Below are 18,260 nucleotides of genomic sequence, written 5' to 3' on the forward strand. Positions count from 1 at the left end.
GTATATATTGAAGCACTACAATACAAAACGTGGGCATAGTTATAATAATTATATGACCCCAACAGCAGCTGAAAATGCTGCTTAAAGCACAACTCTTGTTTGTGTACAGATTTACTTGACCACATCAATCCCCTTTTGGCCCGTGCAGGGGGGAACCTTGCGATCCTATTTCAAACGAAGTTTGAACATTTTGTGGCTGTCGCCACTTTGTCGCCATTAGACAAACAAAAAGGGCTTAGCATTGCTGCTAAGCCCTTCTATAAATTGGTGGAGGCGGCGGGACTTGAACCCGCGTCCAGAAAGCCTACATCCTCGGCACTACATGTTTAGTCTCTCTTTTATTTAACCAAGCAGTCTCCGAAAGACAGGATGCTACTTGGTGAGTCCGGTACTGTTTCGCGGTTCACCCCCGGACGGAGTTCCCTCGCTAGCACACTGTAATATGACCATCAGAATCCACTGTCCACGTGCGAAACGTGTGGGTGATGGCTAGCTAGCCTAAGCTGCTAGAGAGTAGTTAGAGTCGTTTGCAACTATAACGGTGCGGCTTTTTACGAGGCCAACCGCCCCTCGACATGCTCCTTGGGTTTCGTGAATCCTGTCGAATCCAGAATCGCCCCCAATTGAGTTAATCATAACGTGTTGTTGGACGAATACCTAGTGTCCATTAACAAAATATAATCGTTTGTTCACTATCTGTTCGTTATAGGCCTATGTTCAATAACAACTTATCTGTTTTAATTGTTTGTGCAGCCTACTGACGAGATTAAGCGTTTTCTTTGTCTTTTTTCATTACGCGTGCTTTTTCAATTTTCCATTCGCGTTCTTTCGTGTCTTCACGTTTGTCGTGATCTTTTTTACCCTTACCTAAGCCAATCTCAACTTTTACCCAAGCGCCTTTGCGCCAGTACATTGATAATGGCACTAAGGTGTAGCCTTGACGTTCAATTAAACCGGCAAGTTTGTCAATTTCACTGCGCTTTAGTAGCAGTTTTTTGGTTCTGATTGGGTCACATATTACGTGGGTAGATGCCGTATTCAGTGGTTGAATTGTACAACCATGCATAAAGGCTTCGCCTTCTTTAATGTATACGTAACAGTCTGATAAGTTAACTTTACCCATACGGATAGACTTAACTTCCCAGCCCATCAGCTGCAATCCCGCTTCGACTTTGTCTTCGATGCGGTATTCAAAGGTCGCGCGCTTGTTGCGTGCGATGCTTGCTGAGGCATTTGCTGTTTTTTTCTTTACCATTGTATTTACCGTAGTGAATGTCGCTATCACTCTTTAACAGAGCGAGCTGACAGTCAGCAGTTAGCCCATTTAATAAACGCTATTATATTAATGTTTTAAATTAACACCATTGATATAAAAGATATGGGGGAGATTTTTGATATATCAACGATTATACCCAGTTTCTTAACGATTGTGTTATTTCCCACGCGATTTAACATCAAGGCGGATGCCTTTTTTGTGTAACGTGATAAAATCCACACATTGTTTTTACTATAGTGATGTCAGATGCCCAAGATTGCCAAAAGTATGCTGGTTAGGTTTAGTGCTAAAGAAATGTATGATTTAGTCAATGATGTTGAGTCGTACCATGCTTTTTTACCCGGCTGTGTAGGGGGGAAGGTGCTAGAGTTTGACGGTAAAACCATGGTGGCATCTGTTGATGTGAGTAAGGCTGGGATCAGTAAAACCTTTACGACGCGCAACCAGATTGTAGAGGCAAAAACGATTTCTCTTGAGCTTGAAAACGGTCCTTTTAAGTATATGCATGGATTATGGCAGTTTACTGAATTAACTGACGAAGCCTGTAAAGTTGAGTTTGACTTAGACTTTGAATTTTCAAATAGGTTAGTTGATATGGCATTTGGTAAAGTTTTTAAAGAGTTAATGTCGTCGATGGTGATGGCATTTACCGAAAGAGCAAAGGTAATTTATCGTGACTAGTGAAACAGAACAATTTGCCGTGGATGTCATTTATGCCTTACCAAAGCAGCAAAAAATCATCACAACAATGGTTACCGCGGGCACAACGTTCATTGAAGCGGTGGTTCAAAGTAATATTGTGAAGTTTTTTCCTGAAATAAACCTTGATGACGTTAAGCTGGGGACCTTCAGCCGAGCGGCAAAACACGATGAAGTGCTCGTGCCTGGGCAACGTGTTGAAATATACCGCGCTTTGATTGCCGATCCTAAAGACGTGCGTCGTAAACGTGCCGAGAAAGCGAAAGATGAAGGCCGGATTAATAAAATTACCGGTGCTAAGGTCAGTTAATCGAAGTACGTTCACTTTCGATTTTATTGCAGATATAAAAAGCAGAATCAGTTGATTCTGCTTTTTTGTCGGCGCGGATTAAGAATTAATCTGGCTCGTTGGTTTTTTCTGGTTGATTGGTCAACGTAGGACGTTTTTCTTCAACGAGAGGTTTTGCGTCTGGACGCACTTCAGGCAATAACGGCTGTAAATCAGCCTCGTTTACCGACGGTAAAGTGCTCAACTCAAGTGGAGTACTGAACTCGTTACTTAAATCGTAATCGCCTGTTACGCTAGAGATTTTATCACCGGTAAAATGAACGATGAGTTCTTTATGAGTGATTTTTGCATTACGGCCACTTTTAAAGTGGTACACATAGTACCAAGTGTCGTCAGAAAAACTGTCGCGTAAAACAGGACGCCCTAAAATATATTCAGTTTGTTCTTTGGACATATCCACGCGCAGTTTTTCAACTTGTTGCGTTTCCATGTAGTTACCTTGCGGAATATCAGGCTTATAAATTAGCCAATCGAAAACGCTGCATCCGCTCATAGATAGTGAAAGCGCTACTGCGCTTACAAGGGTAAGACTTTGTTTTTTGTTTATCATTGTCTGCGCTACTTCCTAAATTCTGTCGGTCATCATACCCAAGCTGTCCCTATGCTGACAAGGGCCGATTAGAAGATGTTGTGGCTTTGAGTGAATATCTGGGCGTAAGTTCCTTTTTTTGTCAATTAAATGACCAGAAAAGCTCATTTAAAACAATATTGCGATTAACACTCTCCTGAAAGGAATACCTTAGCCGCTTTCGCTCTGTGTTTTCGCTATTTGAATGGGAACAATCATTACATCATAGCGACGCTTTAATCAAAAACCGCTGGACGCATTCTGAGTGATCACTTACTTAATGCGAAATGGTATTAGCCCAACACCAGTTGAGTTTCAATCTTAATTTTTAAATGATGCTATTTCAATCTTGTCGAGGAATACTTGACCATCACAGAAATATGGCGCGCTCGCAACATATCACACCGTCTCTAACTGGGTGTTGTCGTTATACTGACGATATTTACACCATCGTGTTGTAGTAATGTTGGTAAATAGTCATTAAAGTGTTTAATTTAAACAGTAGTGCTAGGGCCTTTTGATCTTTACTGGTTGAATTTTGTTCGAGTTAAAAACGTTTTAATCGAGGCGAATGGATTGATGCCTAGACATCTAAGCAACTCTTTATTTACAAAGAGTCATTCAACAAAGAGTAAAACGTTTTTAGCCGAACCCTTCGGGCAGCGTTTGTTGGCCATTTTTGCGGCGTTATCGACTTCTTATGTAGAATAACTACACCTCAAAGTCTCTGCCTTGTAAAAATGGCCAGCAATTCGCTGCAAAAACAACCTTGAAAGATCAACAGGCCCTATTGCTGGCATTAATGCTAGTAGCGTTAAAATAGTGTTATTCATCAATTAAATAAGATGGCACAATGATAATAGAGCCACCAGACACATCAAGCGAATCGGTAAAAAGCGGTCAATTAATTTGTGTCGGCACAGGGATACAACTTGCAGGACAAATAGGCCGACTAAGCGTCAGTTACATTCAGCTTGCTGATGTGGTGTTTTCGTTGGTACCAGATGGTTTTACCGACAGGTGGTTGGCGACACTTAATGATGATGTTCGTTCGTTACAACTTTATTACGCGCAAGCGGGTGAAATTAAAAATCGACGTGATAGTTATCAGCAAATGGTTGATGCTATGTTAGTTGAAGTACGCGCCAATAAAATAGTGGTATGCGCTTTGTATGGGCATCCTGGGGTGTTTTCCTGTGTGTCCCATATGGCCATTGCACAAACAAAAAAGCTAGGTTTTAGTGCAAAAATGCTCGCGGGTGTTTCAGCAGAAGCTTGTTTATGGGCAGACCTTGGGATAGATCCTGGCAGTAGTGGTCATCAAAGTTATGAAGCCACCCAATTTATGCTGTATCAACATGTACCCGATACGTGTGCGCATCTTGTGTTGTGGCAAATTGCGCTGGCTGGAGAACATACATTAACGCAATTTGGTACAACAAAAGCAAGAATGCAGATATTGGTTGAACACTTAACGCAGTGGTATTCGCTTGATCATGACGTGGTTATCTATGAAGCGGCAAATTTAGCGGTACAAGCACCTCGCATAGAAAGAATTAAGTTGGGTGAATTAGCGGGTGTTCAATTAACGACCATCAGTACGTTGCTTATTCCACCAAGCCAACCACTGAGGCTTAACCATGAAATGCTTGCGAAATTAGCAATAACTGAGACCGATCTCGGATGAAAAACATTTTAGTGTCACATAATAAATTTATAATTAAGGACATGATATGTCGAACTTAAGTCAATTTTTTACTCAATTAGGCACCGATGCCGCATTGTTAGAAGCTTATCAACAAGATCCGCGAGGCGTGATGAAAGCCAATGGCATTACCGATGAAGAAATCGCTGCTGTGATGTCTGGAGATAAAGCCCTTATTCGTCAATTAGCCGGAGACGATGAGATGCAGATGTTCCAGATAATCACAACACCATAGTAGGTAGGCACATTGCTGATTCGCTTTTGCATTAAATGGATTGTTACCGTGTTGCTTTTAAGTAGCGCGGTGATAACTCATGCAGACGAAATAGATACAGAGCTTGATACCGCTGAAAGTTTTATGCATACCGACACCCAAAGTGCGATTGTTAAACTTAATTCGGTATTAAGCCATGAAGCAACGTTGTCGAGTAGTCAAAAAAGTCGCCTCTATATGCTGATAAGCGTTAAGCACCTGTATTTAGCAGAGTATAACGACGCCGATATCGCATTAGAAAAAGCGCTATCTTTTAATCCGCCTGACGATATTTTAACGCGGATTTACTTATACAAAGTCACTGCCAGCATAGGGCTTAAAGATTACAAGCAAGCGTTTACCCAACTAGAGATTAATTTAGCCCGCATACATAACTACCAAGACAATAGCATTAAAATTGCTACTTACAATCGCCTACTAAATGTCTATTTAGAATTAGAAGCGTACGACGAAATGTTACGTATTTCGCGATTAGCGCTGGATCTGAATCAAGGCAAAAACCCTAAAAATCAATGTTATTCGATGTTGTATTATTCAGTGGCCCATTTGCGTTTAAAGCAGCTTGAACAAGCATCGAGCCTTTTTAGCGATACAGAGCAATATTGTGCCGAACAAGGTTTTCCGCTTATTGCCGTTATGTCGGTTAAAGGCCGAGGCATAGTGGCTTATGAAAAAGAAGATTATCTCCAGGCTGAATCGTTATTATTAACCTCACTAGAAGGTTATCAAAAGTTTAAGTTTGAAGTCGAAATTAATGAAATTCATTCATATCTAGGCATGACTTATTTTTATTTAGGCCGTTTTCAGCAAGCCAAATTCTTTGCCGACAAAGTCAATCAGCTGCCTATAGCGCCAAATAATTGGTTAGTGAAAAAGCGCGTGAATGAAGCGCTGTCATTAGTGGCAGGTAAGCAAGGTCAATTTGATAAAGCTTATCAATATCAAGTGGTGGCAAATGCATTGAGCCTGCAGATATTAAACGAACAAAAAGTAAAGGAAAACGCCTATCAAATGGCGCGTTTTGACAGTGTTGAGAAAAATCGCGAAAACAATAGTTTGATGCAAGATCATGAATTACTGGTACAGCAGAAAGATTTATTCATGAAAGATAAAAGTTCATCAATTATGTTTTCGACCTTATTGGTGGGTGTTTCTGTAGGGTTGCTATTGCTGCTGATCTCAGCATGGCTGCAACGTAATCAATTTATGAAGCAAGCTCAGCGTGATGGGCTAACCGGGATTTACAACCGCCGAACTGGCCAGGAATTAGCTGAAAACGAGTTTGTCGAGGCGCAAACGATTAACGAACCGTTTTCTGTATTGCTGATGGATTTAGATTTATTTAAAAACATCAATGATCAATTTGGTCATGCAACAGGAGATTGGACCCTCAAAAAAGTCACCTCTGTGATTGAAGCGATGATACGGCCAAATGATATCTTTACTCGAATGGGGGGAGAGGAGTTTGCTATTTTTATGCCCAAGCAAGATCAAGCCGCAGCAGCAGAGTTTGCAGAACGTGTGCGTATTGAATTATTAGGCATTAATACCCGTTACTCAGGACACGACTTCACCATCACAGTGAGTAGTGGCGTTAGCACAGCGACTAAAGACGACCTAAGCCTTGATCCACTCATTCAACGTGCAGATGTCGCCCTTTATAGCGCAAAACATAATGGCCGTAACTGTGTTGTTTGCTACAACGAATCAATGGCAAAGCCGACTCGTTTATTTTCAAATTAATCCCGCTTGATCTATCCTTATGCTTAAGCATCAATTCGTTACTGCGGTGACATCTCTTTCGCAAATTCGGTGAGCTTAGGGCTAGCTCTTAATATCAACTTATCATCTTATTTATTATGCTTATTCTTCATCATGTTATTTCTGTCGTGCAAATCTGCTATAGCCAATCTTTTGAGCTAATCCTTTGAGCTAATCCTTTGAGCTAATCACTAAGCGTCGTTAAACGTCTCATTTGGTGCATGTGCTGTTCCCTTGTGCAGTATTATTCATCCGAATTATGCATTCGAATTATGCATCAATGACGTTGATTTATTATCGACAAAGAAAGCGTATTCGCATGCAACATCGTCGACAGAAAAGCAGATAAATACCCTGTATATTGCTATATCAATCAATATTGCGATATAAGCGTTGCGTTAAGAGAGTCATTTGGCGTTTATCCAAACCCATGATCAAATTCATCTTGTCGAATTTACCTTTCGTCAGCTCAATCACCTGCACCATTTCTAAGCAAATTATCATCTTAAATGCACCATTAATGACGTTTTTATCACTTTTTTGAAAATAAATGCATTTATTTTGCAAGAAACCAATCTATCAATTCTTGTTGATCGGGTGACGTAACTCATCTTTTTAGTTGATCTCAATCTTTCGCTGGTCTCGTTTACGTAAACGTAATATTAAAACGATCGTTTAAATTATGGTTTGTATGCTTAATTGTTAAGATTATGTTTAGTATGAAAAATTAATCCTTACCTATAGGTAAGCTCAAAACGTAATCAAATTGTTCTACTTTCTTATTTAGACTGAAGTTTAGTAATTAAATGTTTACAGGTAGTAGCTTTATTACATTGATTTTTACCAAATGTATTTCTTGGTAAATTGGTAAGATGAATTAATAAAATATGATTTAGATTATTAACTCTAAATATTTAAATCCTTATTTATCAAATGCTTGCATTTTATTTTTATGTTGATTTTAGCGGTTTTTTAGCGATATTTTCGAGAGGAGATAAAGGCTTTGGTTAAATTCAAACTGTTGCAATTACAAATGTTTTTGGTTAATTTTTAGTTCGAAGCAGACATTTGAACGTTTTGTTTGTCGCGATAAATGATTAAGTAAAAAAGTAATAACTGAGATTGAGTTTGAACATTAATCAGCACCGTTGGACCTTGGCTCAATTGGGGTAACAGACAACATGTTGCGATTAAATGCAAACACAGATGTTGTTACTGATGAGTCATCACAAACAAAACGATGCAGCACTTAGGGGGCCATATATGACGGCAGAACAGTTGGTAGCTCAATATAATAAGACCACATCAACAGATGACTCGGCAGCCACCGACATTACCTTTGTAGGCCCTGTAATAGAAGGTCAGCAAGATGTTTTCAACTCAGGTGCTGTGGCTTTTTTAAACTCGTTGTGTGCAACATTTGCTGCTGAAGTGCCAGAGTTATTAATGAAGCGTAAGCAAAAGCAAGCGCGCATTGATAATGGCGAACTGCCTGACTTTTTACTTGAGACCCGTGCTATTCGTGATGGCAATTGGACTATCCGTGGCATGCCTGAAGATTTAACTGACCGTCGTGTGGAAATCACCGGTCCAGTCGATCGCAAAATGATTATTAATGCCTTAAATGCTAACGCAAAAGTGTTTATGGCAGATTTTGAAGATTCATTAGCACCGAGCTGGCAAAAAGTAGTTGAAGGACAAATTAACCTTCGTGATGCGGTTAATGGCGATATTTCGTTTACAGCGCCAGAAACGGGTAAGCAGTATTCACTTCACCCCGATCCAGCCGTGTTAATAGCCCGTGTTCGTGGCCTGCATTTAATTGAAAAACATGTGCTTTATAAAGGCAGCCCTATCCCTGGCGGGCTTGTTGATTTTGCGATGTATTTTTATCACAACTATCGCCAATTATTAGCTAAAAACTCTGGACCGTACTTTTATATTCCTAAGTTAGAAAGCCATGTTGAAGCGCGTTGGTGGGCAAAGGTCTTTGCCTTCGTAGAAGAACGTTTTTGCTTAAAGCCAGGCACGATTAAATGTACCTGTTTAATTGAAACGCTACCTGCCGTATTTGAGATGGAAGAGATTCTATATGAGCTTCGCTCAAACATCGTGGCGCTTAATTGCGGTCGCTGGGACTACATTTTTAGCTACATCAAAACATTAAAAAATTATCCAGACCGAGTATTGCCAGATCGTCAAGCCGTGACCATGGACACTAAGTTTTTAAGTGCATATTCCCGCTTACTGATCAAAACCTGCCATAAGCGTGGTGCATTAGCCATGGGAGGCATGGCGGCCTTTATTCCTGCTAAAGATGAAGAAACCAATGCCAAAGTATTGCAAAAAGTACGTGGTGACAAAGAATTAGAAGCGCGCAATGGTCATGACGGAACGTGGGTTGCACACCCGGGTTTAGCCGATACCGCAATGCAGATTTTTAACGATTACATCGGCGGCGACAAAACCAATCAATTGCACATTACCCGCGACGTAGACGCGCCAATTTTAGCCAGTGAGTTGTTAGAAACCTGCGCAGGTGAACGCACTGAAGAAGGCATGCGTTTAAACATTCGTATAGCACTTCAGTATATCGAAGCGTGGATCCAAGGTAATGGATGTGTACCGATTTATGGCCTGATGGAAGATGCCGCAACGGCTGAGATATCAAGAACGTCTATCTGGCAATGGATAAAGCACCATAAAACATTATCAAACGGTAAGTTGGTCACTAAAGATTTATTTAAAGACATGTTGAAACAAGAAACAGCTAACGTGAAAAAAGAGCTCGGCAGTGAACGATTTAATGCCGGTCAATTTACACAAGCGGCTGCGTTATTTGAACAAATTACTACCTCAGATGAGCTAGTCGACTTTTTAACTTTACCTGGTTACGAACTGTTAACTGCGTAAAGACGGCTTATTGACCCATTTATTAGTAAAGAGCGCATAGCGCAAGGTCGAAGATATTCACTTTGCCTATTTATTGAGTCAGGAAGGAGCGCCACTATGACGACACAATTAACTCGTCAACCACAAATGCATTCGTATCGCATCTGCAAGAAGTGGGCACCGGTTACTTTGGCCAGGTTACTACCTGCATTCCGTGGAGGACGTCATCAGTCACCGCATTAACGGTTTCTACTGAAGAACAACAGTGTTAATCGTTAGCTCAACCGTTTTACAAGTTTAGCCACTTTGTGGCTATTGTAACCCCGTGCGGCTCACCTACAGGTCGCACGGGATTTTTATCCAATCTGTTAGATCATAAGCAATTGCTTAGTTGTTGATTTTAATTGTTTGGGTACTTCCTACCCGTAAGCTTTCCCAACCACGAATTTGTGATTGCGGCTCTGATGAGCCGTTTTTTTTGCGCTCATTTTATTAAAGTGTATATAAAATAAACTTTCAATGTTCAATTACGTGATTTTTTTAGAGATGAGTACAATAAAGCATAAACAGTACACGATAGTTGAACAAAATTGAGTATACTAAAATTTACAATTGTTATTTTTAGGTTAATTATTTTAGGTTAATTATTTTAGGTTAATTATTTTAGGTTAATTATTGAAACCCACAACTCAGTCAAAAGGGGCCGATTACTGGACTAAACGTATCAGTGATCAAGAAATGCCCGCGTTATGCTCAACGGTGCGTGACTTAGAGAAACTCGCCAAAGATGATGTGTCTTCATTGGCGTTGCTCGGTCGCAGTGTAATGCATGATAACGCCTTAACCTCACGTATTTTACGGGTGGCTAACAGTGCTATTTATAATAAAGGCATTAATCAGGTTTCTACGGTTAGTCGTGCAGCCGTTGTGTTGGGTTTTGATACTATCCGCAATATTTGTATTACCGCAAAACTTCTCACTAGTCTTTTAGAAAATAAGCACCTGTCTGAAGGCGTATACCAGCGTTTGTTAAAGTTGATGGCCCAGTCATTTCAAGCTGCGATGTTGGCGCGGATGATGATGAGCGATCGCGGTGAATCTTTACGCGAAGAAGTGTTTATTGCCTCGTTGTTATACCGCATTGGCGAGAGCGCTTTTTGGAGTATGGGGGGCGATATTACTGAGAATCTTGACCTTAAGTTAGCCCATATTGATAACAAAGTAGATCAAAACGCAGCAATTAGGGCTGAGTTAGGCACGTCCTTTATCCAGCTTACTCAAGGGATAGCCCGAAGTTGGGGATTAGGAGAGGTTTTGTTGAAATCCTTGGCCCAACCTGACGAACGTATGCCTGAAATACGTTGCATATTTTTGGCAGACAAACTTTCGGAAGTATTATCACAAGCTTATTCTGATCCCAAAGAATTACAAAAAAGATTAACTCAAGCCGCCGAAATGCTAGATGTGAGTGTCGAAGAAATCACTAAACGGATAATTCATTGTAATGAAATGACCCACAAACTGGCGGTTGAATATGGTGCGAAAGCGATTGTGTCATATTTACCTGAACCGAGCCGCATAGTTGATTGTATCGAAACACCTGTCGAAGAAGTCATTGTTCGTCAAACGGATCAAGGATATCAACTCAGCAAGTTACGACAGTTGACTCAGTATGCTGTGGTGAAAACTGATTTTAATCAAATTATGCAAACAGCACTGGAAGGCATTTTAACGGGAGTGGGAGTCGATCGATGTGGGGTGTTGTTGTTATCGCCAAGCCGTAAATTACTGCAACCTCGGGTAATGATGGGGGACGATGCTGAGATGCTTAAACAAGCTTTTGTGATTGAACTCAATGATCCTCAATCTGTGTTTAGTCAATGTATTGAACAAAAACGCAGTATTTGGATTAACGCGCCTTCTTCGCAAGATTGCAAAGTGCAAGTTGATGATGCGCTTGTAGAAAAATTATCCTCGTTTGGTTTTTTGATTGCACCGTTAGCCATTGGTAATAAAGTGCTTGGTTTATTTTATGCTGACAGGCATGGCACCGCTCGCCATTTTGAGCCACAAGACAATGACAGCTTTACCCATTTTTGCCAGTTAGCTAATGTCTGTTTTGCTGTGTCGATGAGTTAATGTGGTTAGCTTTATACCCAATCAACCTGAAGCTGTGAAACTCGTATCTTCAAGTTGATTGGGTATATATAAAAAAAGAGATGACCAATGGCCATCTCTTTTTTTTCGATTCAATATTTTAGATCATTACTGCATAATCAAGCTGGTGATACGTTTAGCTTTCTCATTAGGAATAGGAAAACTTAAATGGTATTGGGCGATTTTCCAGCCTTGTTCCGTGTGGACTAAAGCGCCAGTACCTCGGCTTACGCCATAAGCTGGGCTAAACAGTTGCTCGTCAAATAAAATCGTATCGTCTATTTGGAGTAAATGACGAGATTGAAGTTCATAGTGCCAACCTTTTGTAGGCTTTGCATAGCGTTCAAATTCGACCATATTCCAACGCTCTGAATCATCAGTACCAATAAATACCGCTTGTGGGTGATACAAGCTGAAATAACTACTCCAATCGGCTACCGCTGCACTTTCATGCAGTTTGTTTAACAGCGCGCTAACTTCTTGACGGTCTTCTTCTGACAAGCCTTGGCTATCTTCAATATCTGGTACATTGTTGAGATCTTTTATAACGGCTTGGCTTTCAGAGCTCACTTGCTGACTCACTGCCGCATTTTTAGGTTCTGTTTGAGTATGATCCGTTGTTAAGTCATTCGCTTCTGTTGCGTGTAAGTCGAAAGCTGCAGCTGTGGTAACTAACATGGCGATAAAGCCAAGTCGGTGAATAATTGATTGCATAATATTCCTTACGTTGTTAATGCCATTCTCGCTGTGATTTATTGTGGGTTTGTGTTAATGCCAATGGATTGGATCTAAGTGATAAAACTGACTGAGTTCTTTATATAGTTTTTGGTGTTGTTGGTAAAACTCCGCAGGACGTTCAAAAAAGGTTTCGCTAATAACCGCAAAAAACTCTGCTGGATTGGTTGCGCCATAATAGTTAAATAATGACGGTTTCTGATGCACTGCGCAATGCTGAAGTTGTTTAAATTCTTCGCCTAGCGTTTGTGACCAAGAACGGTAAGCGGTAATGTCAGTTAATGGTGGCGCCCCATTGGCAGTGCCATCTTCCTGGTCGAGTTGATGTGCAAACTCGTGAATAACCACATTACTACCATCAAACGGATCTGCTGCGCCTTCAACAGTGCTGTTCCACGATAATACGACCTTGCCATACTCCCAGGATTCTCCTAACAATACATTACGTTGAGTTGACTGAACTCCTGCAATGTCTGTGCGGTTTTGTTCTACAATAAAGGCCGCTGGGTACACCAAAATCTGTTTTAATTTGGGGTAGTAATCTGTTTGACGATTGAGCAGTAATAAACAGGCTTGGGCGGCAATGGTGACCTTAACTTCGTCATTGATGATAAAGCCACTGCAACCGACAAATTGTTTTTCAGCGATAAACACTTGAATGTGCTTTTTGAGTTGTAACTGTAAATCTGTTGGCATGGCTTTAAAGTATGGAAAGCGAGCTTTAAGTATTGCGCGCCATGCATTCGGGAATGGCTGAGCTGTAATTTGCTGACGTTGACGTTGTTTACGCCAACGACTACTGCCAATCCAGGCGATTGCAAATATTGCTATAAACACGACAAAGACAATCGCAACCATAAAGTTAACCTAAAAATAAATCTACATAGTCTATGTATGGGGGAGGTTAGCGTTAAATTCAAGTTTGCCAATTTAATACAGCTGTTTAGGCTGTTGTTTAGGACGCTGTTTAAGTCGTGATTGAGATCATAGCTTATGGATTTGCGTACGGCTTTTTATCAGCGTTTGTGAGGCGTTGAGTGCTAACGACAGAGCGATGATGAATATAAAAGAACTGGCAAACAAATATCGTTCGGATATTTGCTGCCAGCCAAAGGGTGGGGATAGTACTCATTAACGAATAAGATTAACCTAAGTGAGCGTCAATACATTTTTGTTGCTCGGGCGTGAGTGAAAAATAGTGGCTGATTAATTGTCTGATCAACTTTGATTTAGCAATATTGCCTTGTTGGCTAAGTTGCGTGAGTTGATCTATTGCCGATTCGCTTAACGTGTATGTACAGCGTTTAAATGGTTTGCTACTGTTCATTTTAGGTATTGCTTGTGGTTGATTAGGGTATTTTCGTTGTAAAAAATCAACCACATTTGTCGGTTCAACCTGCAGGTTATTGCGCAGACCTTTATCTGAATTGAGAGATGTTGGTTTGCCCGCCGCGTATAAGTCAGCAGCGGCAATAAAGTCATCTATTGATACTGTAATGGGCCGCTCTGTTTTACATAACGAAGCGTTTTTCTTGAGATCGGCTAGTCCCATAATTTCCTCTCAATGTCGTTTCGTTAGACACATTGTTGTGTTGTTCAATAAGCTGTTTTGCATCAGTAATACCCAATAGCTCACATGCAATGCTGCGCATTTCTTCTGTTGCTTTGCCATCGGGTTCTATTTCAAATACCGACAAGCCTGACTCTTCGCTGTCATCATAAATGTTACGGCAGTAATTAATCGCATCAAGCACATTGATGTTATAGGTGCGGCAGACATCTTTAGCTTCAATAATTCGACCTGCTTGATTGGGCAAACTAGGGCACTGAGTAATGACAAAAGAGGCCTTCATTTTAGGGTTTATCATTAAGCAAGTTGAAACGATGTCATCCATGTGGCTGACGGTTTTTAAATCGCGACGTTTTGGTCGTAATGGCATTAACACATGCGATGCAACTGACATGGATGCGCGTAATGCAAGATTGTCTTGGCCGCCACAATCGACAATCACATAGTCGTAGTGTTGCTCTAAACTGAGCAAGTCATTACGAATTTTTCCATAGAGCTGCACACAATTGATGGTGGCTAAGTCTGGGTTATTGTTTCGCGCCTGGATCCAGTCCGATGTCGTGCGTTGTGGATCGCAGTCCACCATAATGACACTGGCTTGAGCCTCTGTTGTAAGAAACACGGCAATGTTTTGTGCCAGACAACTTTTACCGCTACCGCCTTTTTCTCCACCGACTAGTATGATCATCGACACTGTCCTCTTTATCGGGCCATACCCTAAATGAGTAAGAGTAAACTATGGCCAAATCTAATGCTTATCTTCACTTTATGTTCTCAGGATGATTTCGTCAATTAGCTGATTTTTGACGTTTTTTCATAAAAGTCATCAAGATGTTTTTTTGACAAAAAGAGGGAGTATGGCAAAAAGTTGACGTTAATTGGTTATGTGCGTCAATGTTACTGAAAAGTTAAATGGTATAAACACTTAGGCTGATAATGTGCGTATTGAGTCTTTACTTGTCAGCTTTTACAGGTGGTTAAATTTGCCTGTCGTTAAGCACTATATGCATTTTACGTCACTTAATAACTTTGTTTATTTCAAATCGATATAAGTGGGTGCGAGGTAAAATTCCACTTATTTTTAAAAACGGCGTGATATAATTTATGCATATGTTAGCTATTTTTGGAACCCGAATCATGAATGAGCAACAATTACTCGAAGCGATAAACCAAACCATGCCTTTTGGTAAATATGCTGGGCGAAAGTTGTTGCAGCTGCCTGAGCCTTATTTAGTGTGGTTTCATTCCAAAGGTTTTCCTGCGGGCAAGCTTGGTGAGCAATTAGCGCTAATGTATGAAGTGAAACTCAATGGCTTAGAAGAAATGTTGCAACCCCTGTTAAAGCGCTGACAAGCGAATTAACGAAAAACCCTAGCAACTAGAACGCTGCGCGGTTAGATGCTATAAAATCATAGCAGCGAAGCGACCCTAGCAGGACGAAGTCCGCCCGAGTATCTAGTCTATTAATGTATCTAGTCTATTAATCGTTTTTTCATGTAAAAGCCGGTAAACGTTTGGCCGCGTTTTTGCTGATAACTGACTTGTTTAAGTGCAAAGCCATTTGTTTCAAACAATGTTTTAGACAAATATGACGCGTCGACACTCAAGTGGGAATACTGTTGTTGCATTGCCCAGAGCACTAATGTTTTATACAGTGCACGAGCGATACCTTGATGTTGGCTTGTTGGCGCAACATATAAGCAGTCTATATAACCTTGTTGGCTAAAGTGAGTTTCAACACTAATAAATCCCACGACTTCTTGCTGGTCATTCACGGCTAGCCAAGCGCGATTGCGTTGGTATCTCAATTGCCAAAATTTTCTTGACCGTGGTGCTGATGACCAGGCGTTTAATTTAGCTTGTGGATATCGAGGATGGTTAATATGCTGCACTGCGGCATGATATAACTGGCTGACTTGAGCGGCATACTGTGCAGAAAAATCAATAATTTTATAGGGCAATGTGTGTGTATTTTCCATAAAAAAGACCAATCCGAAAGATTGGTCAATTATGGTGTTTTTTAGCGCGTAAAAGAACTATTTTTTGCTGATATTGCCAACAAACATGATCTTATCGAAAGTTCTGTTTAGGCTTGAGCTGGCAAAGTCTGTCATCCACATTTGTTCTGACATTTCTACCGTATCACCTTTGCTGACTTGGGTTTGTGGACCCGCAGCCCAGTAAGTTTTGTCTGCTTCTTTAATTTGAACATAGGTGTAACCACCACCATTCATGGTGTCGAGCACTTCGCCCTGATGTAATGCACCTTGTGCCCAAACAGATGAAATTCCTAATGCTAGGGTGGCAGCGGCAGCAAATGCGATCAATTTAGCTTTCATATTAATGTCCTGTCATACGATTTAGAAGAGGTCCGCAAGGGATTACTTCAGCATTTAAGCATTTAAGCTGATTGGGGTCTGTGATCTAACCCCAATTATCGCGGTCTGTTTTCAAGTAGGACATTTTTTAGTGTTTTTATACCGCTATTTCAGGGAGGCGTGCCGCGGTTATTCGCGGTGGCTAATATAGTGAACATTAGCAAACAGTTGTCCTTCAATTAAATGTCCATGTTGACTGACAAAATCAATAAAGGCTTCGGGTAAGGTTTGATGCTCAATAGGTTGTTGCCAGTGAGCATGCAACAGGGCGTCATATCCTTCTTTTCCTGCTGCGGTATAAGCGCTGGACACACCAATATACAATTTGTTCGCCTCAAGTGATTGCCAGGCATCTTGCTTATAAATTTCGACTTGCGTAATACGTTGGCCTTTAGCTTGTTTGCCATCGTAAAAATAACGAAGCCCATAAGGGTAGGGGAAGCTTCCTGCGCCAGTACCCATTATGCCGTTATTGGTTGCACTGTTAATCGATGATTCAAGCGCCTCAATGACGTACTTGCCCATAATTTGATACAAGGTTAATGGCAATTCGAACGGTAAAATTCGGCCAACCACATCAGCAAGCGACAATTGCCCCTTGTTTAATGATTGCCTCACACCGCCAGCATTATGCAGTGCAAAATCAATATTGGGTTCAATAAATTTAGCCGCTTTGTACATACTGCGGCTCACCCATGGCGCAATTTCGCTGCCGTGAGGTAAATGCTTGCTTGGTAAGCGAGTATGGACAAAGTCGCGGGGAATATGCGCCAATATCTGGTTTTCTAAGGCATCAAGTGACGGACGGTATTGGGTATGGATCACTTGATGTATTTGCTCGTCATGTTGTGCGTCTTTTATACTCGGATGAGCCAATAACTGGGTGATTAATTGCTTGCTAAGAACACTGTCAACTGCTGTTCCGTCTGTTTGAGTCACGTCAATATTGTCATCGAGCATAAAGTAATTGTTGCCAATAAGCTCAATGACTCGACCTTGTTGATCAAATACGATTTCCGCTAGGCCAAGTGTTTCCGCATACTTGCCTGCATGTAAAATGGGCGTTGAATTGATGGTTTCGGCATAAGGGATGTCACTTAAACCTATGTCACTCATACTGCCTTGTAACGTATGAGAGTGGCCGCCAATAATAAGGCTTATGCCGTCGACATGTTCAGCTAGCTCGCGGTCTTGATCTAAACCTAAATGGCTCAACACAATAATATGCTTGATACCTTGACGAGTTAAGCGAGCAATGGTTGCACGCGTGGTGTCGATGGCATTGACAAAATGAGTGTCGGGATCCGGCCTCGCAATTAGGCGCATTTGGTCTAACGTAATGCCGATAATGGCTATTTTAGTGTCATGAAAAGGCTTAATTAACACTTTAGCGGTTTCATTGCTGTCATCAAAATCATACAGCATTGGATGACCGTATAATCTGCCGTCTTTGAGTCTGTCTTCTTGGCTTAAATCCATATTGCCAGCCAAAACGGGAAAGTCGATACGGTTTAAGAATGCTTGCACCGGGCTGTTACCGGCATCGATTTCATGATTACCCAATACCATGGCATCAGGTTTTAATAAATTTAGCAGATGAGCATTGGCCGCGCCCTGGAATTCGCGAAAGTACAAGGTACCTTGAAAGCTATCGCCACCGTGTAAAAACAAAAATGGACACTGTTCAGAGGCCGCTTGCTGCCTTGCTTGCTCGATTTGAAACCCTAAGCGTGCATAACCACCAGAATGTCCTTCCAACTTATATGATTGTTGATTGGCTGTTAGCGTAAATTGGACTGAGCTAGGTTCAAAATTAGAATGCGTGTCGTTGATATGAGCGATGGATAAACGATAAGATTTTTGCATTAGTTCCCTCTGTGTAATGTCATTATCTTA

17 protein-coding genes and 1 other RNA gene are annotated in these 18,260 nt (G+C 41.0%); 8 read left to right on the plus strand and 10 right to left on the minus strand.

Annotated features, from left to right (window positions below):
• Positions 1-265: 265 nt before the first annotated feature.
• Positions 266-621: a transfer-messenger RNA gene (ssrA, locus tag AC19MV_RS19970) on the minus strand.
• A gap of 145 nt (positions 622-766) precedes the next feature.
• Positions 767-1,255: an SsrA-binding protein SmpB gene (smpB, locus tag AC19MV_RS19975; protein WP_188954380.1), complete on the minus strand. Its 489-nt coding sequence runs from the start codon at positions 1,253-1,255 to the stop codon at positions 767-769.
• A gap of 267 nt (positions 1,256-1,522) precedes the next feature.
• Between smpB and AC19MV_RS19980 the strand changes: the two genes are divergently transcribed.
• Complete coding sequence (locus AC19MV_RS19980) at positions 1,523-1,957, plus strand: SRPBCC family protein (protein ID WP_498309729.1); 435 nt, start codon at positions 1,523-1,525, stop codon at positions 1,955-1,957.
• Positions 1,950-2,285, plus strand: a complete 336-nt coding sequence (locus AC19MV_RS19985; protein ID WP_498309730.1) for an RnfH family protein — start codon at positions 1,950-1,952, stop codon at positions 2,283-2,285. The genes AC19MV_RS19980 and AC19MV_RS19985 overlap by 8 nt, the downstream gene beginning before the upstream one ends.
• 85 nt (positions 2,286-2,370) lie before the next feature.
• Here the strand turns inward: AC19MV_RS19985 and AC19MV_RS19990 are convergent, their stop codons facing one another.
• The gene (locus tag AC19MV_RS19990; protein WP_498309731.1) at positions 2,371-2,874 is read right to left on the minus strand and encodes an outer membrane protein assembly factor BamE; all 504 of its coding nucleotides are present in this window, start codon (positions 2,872-2,874) and stop codon (positions 2,371-2,373) included.
• 871 nt (positions 2,875-3,745) lie between these two features.
• Here AC19MV_RS19990 and AC19MV_RS19995 point away from each other — a divergent pair.
• The 5 genes from AC19MV_RS19995 to AC19MV_RS20015 all read left to right on the plus strand — a co-directional run bounded on the left by AC19MV_RS19995 (position 3,746) and on the right by AC19MV_RS20015 (position 11,663).
• Positions 3,746-4,579, plus strand: coding sequence for an SAM-dependent methyltransferase (locus tag AC19MV_RS19995; protein ID WP_498309732.1), 834 nt, complete (start codon positions 3,746-3,748; stop codon positions 4,577-4,579).
• Positions 4,580-4,625: 46 nt separating this feature from the next.
• Positions 4,626-4,832, plus strand: coding sequence for a hypothetical protein (locus AC19MV_RS20000; RefSeq protein ID WP_498309733.1), 207 nt, complete (start codon positions 4,626-4,628; stop codon positions 4,830-4,832).
• Positions 4,833-4,880: 48 nt separating this feature from the next.
• On the plus strand, positions 4,881-6,614 hold the full coding sequence (locus AC19MV_RS20005; RefSeq protein WP_432398918.1) for a tetratricopeptide repeat-containing diguanylate cyclase: 1,734 nt from the start codon (positions 4,881-4,883) through the stop codon (positions 6,612-6,614).
• A gap of 1,281 nt (positions 6,615-7,895) precedes the next feature.
• Positions 7,896-9,545, plus strand: a complete 1,650-nt coding sequence (aceB, locus tag AC19MV_RS20010) for a malate synthase A (RefSeq protein WP_498309734.1) — start codon at positions 7,896-7,898, stop codon at positions 9,543-9,545.
• 654 nt (positions 9,546-10,199) lie between these two features.
• Positions 10,200-11,663: an HDOD domain-containing protein gene (locus AC19MV_RS20015; RefSeq protein ID WP_498309735.1), complete on the plus strand. Its 1,464-nt coding sequence runs from the start codon at positions 10,200-10,202 to the stop codon at positions 11,661-11,663.
• Positions 11,664-11,789: 126 nt separating this feature from the next.
• Here AC19MV_RS20015 and AC19MV_RS20020 read toward each other — a convergent pair whose 3' ends face one another.
• The 4 genes from AC19MV_RS20020 to AC19MV_RS20035 form a co-directional block, all read right to left on the minus strand.
• On the minus strand, positions 11,790-12,395 hold the full coding sequence (locus AC19MV_RS20020) for a nuclear transport factor 2 family protein (RefSeq protein WP_498309736.1): 606 nt from the start codon (positions 12,393-12,395) through the stop codon (positions 11,790-11,792).
• A 54-nt stretch (positions 12,396-12,449) separates the two neighbouring features.
• Positions 12,450-13,274 (minus strand): M90 family metallopeptidase, encoded by an 825-nt coding sequence (locus AC19MV_RS20025; protein ID WP_498309737.1) that lies wholly within the window; start codon positions 13,272-13,274, stop codon positions 12,450-12,452.
• Positions 13,275-13,560: 286 nt separating this feature from the next.
• Positions 13,561-13,968 carry a hypothetical protein gene (locus AC19MV_RS20030; RefSeq protein ID WP_498309738.1) on the minus strand — a complete coding sequence of 136 codons (408 nt, stop codon included), beginning with the start codon at positions 13,966-13,968 and terminating at the stop codon, positions 13,561-13,563.
• A complete protein-coding gene (locus AC19MV_RS20035; RefSeq protein ID WP_432398912.1) occupies positions 13,928-14,674 on the minus strand; it encodes an AAA family ATPase in 747 nt (248 codons plus the stop codon). Before AC19MV_RS20035 ends, AC19MV_RS20030 begins: the two co-directional genes overlap by 41 nt.
• A gap of 449 nt (positions 14,675-15,123) precedes the next feature.
• Between AC19MV_RS20035 and AC19MV_RS20040 the strand changes: the two genes are divergently transcribed.
• Complete coding sequence (locus AC19MV_RS20040) at positions 15,124-15,336, plus strand: DUF3820 family protein (RefSeq protein WP_188954405.1); 213 nt, start codon at positions 15,124-15,126, stop codon at positions 15,334-15,336.
• Between the two features lie 122 nt (positions 15,337-15,458).
• On the opposite strand, the gene AC19MV_RS20045 is transcribed toward AC19MV_RS20040, so the two are convergent.
• The 3 genes from AC19MV_RS20045 to AC19MV_RS20055 form a co-directional block, all read right to left on the minus strand.
• Positions 15,459-15,965: a GNAT family N-acetyltransferase gene (locus AC19MV_RS20045; RefSeq protein ID WP_498309739.1), complete on the minus strand. Its 507-nt coding sequence runs from the start codon at positions 15,963-15,965 to the stop codon at positions 15,459-15,461.
• Between the two features lie 57 nt (positions 15,966-16,022).
• Positions 16,023-16,325, minus strand: coding sequence for an NrfJ (locus AC19MV_RS20050; protein ID WP_188954409.1), 303 nt, complete (start codon positions 16,323-16,325; stop codon positions 16,023-16,025).
• Positions 16,326-16,493: 168 nt separating this feature from the next.
• Positions 16,494-18,230: a bifunctional metallophosphatase/5'-nucleotidase gene (locus AC19MV_RS20055; RefSeq protein ID WP_498309740.1), complete on the minus strand. Its 1,737-nt coding sequence runs from the start codon at positions 18,228-18,230 to the stop codon at positions 16,494-16,496.
• Positions 18,231-18,260 lie beyond the last annotated feature (30 nt).

The sequence above is a fragment of the Shewanella sp. MF05913 genome (assembly GCF_059758095.1).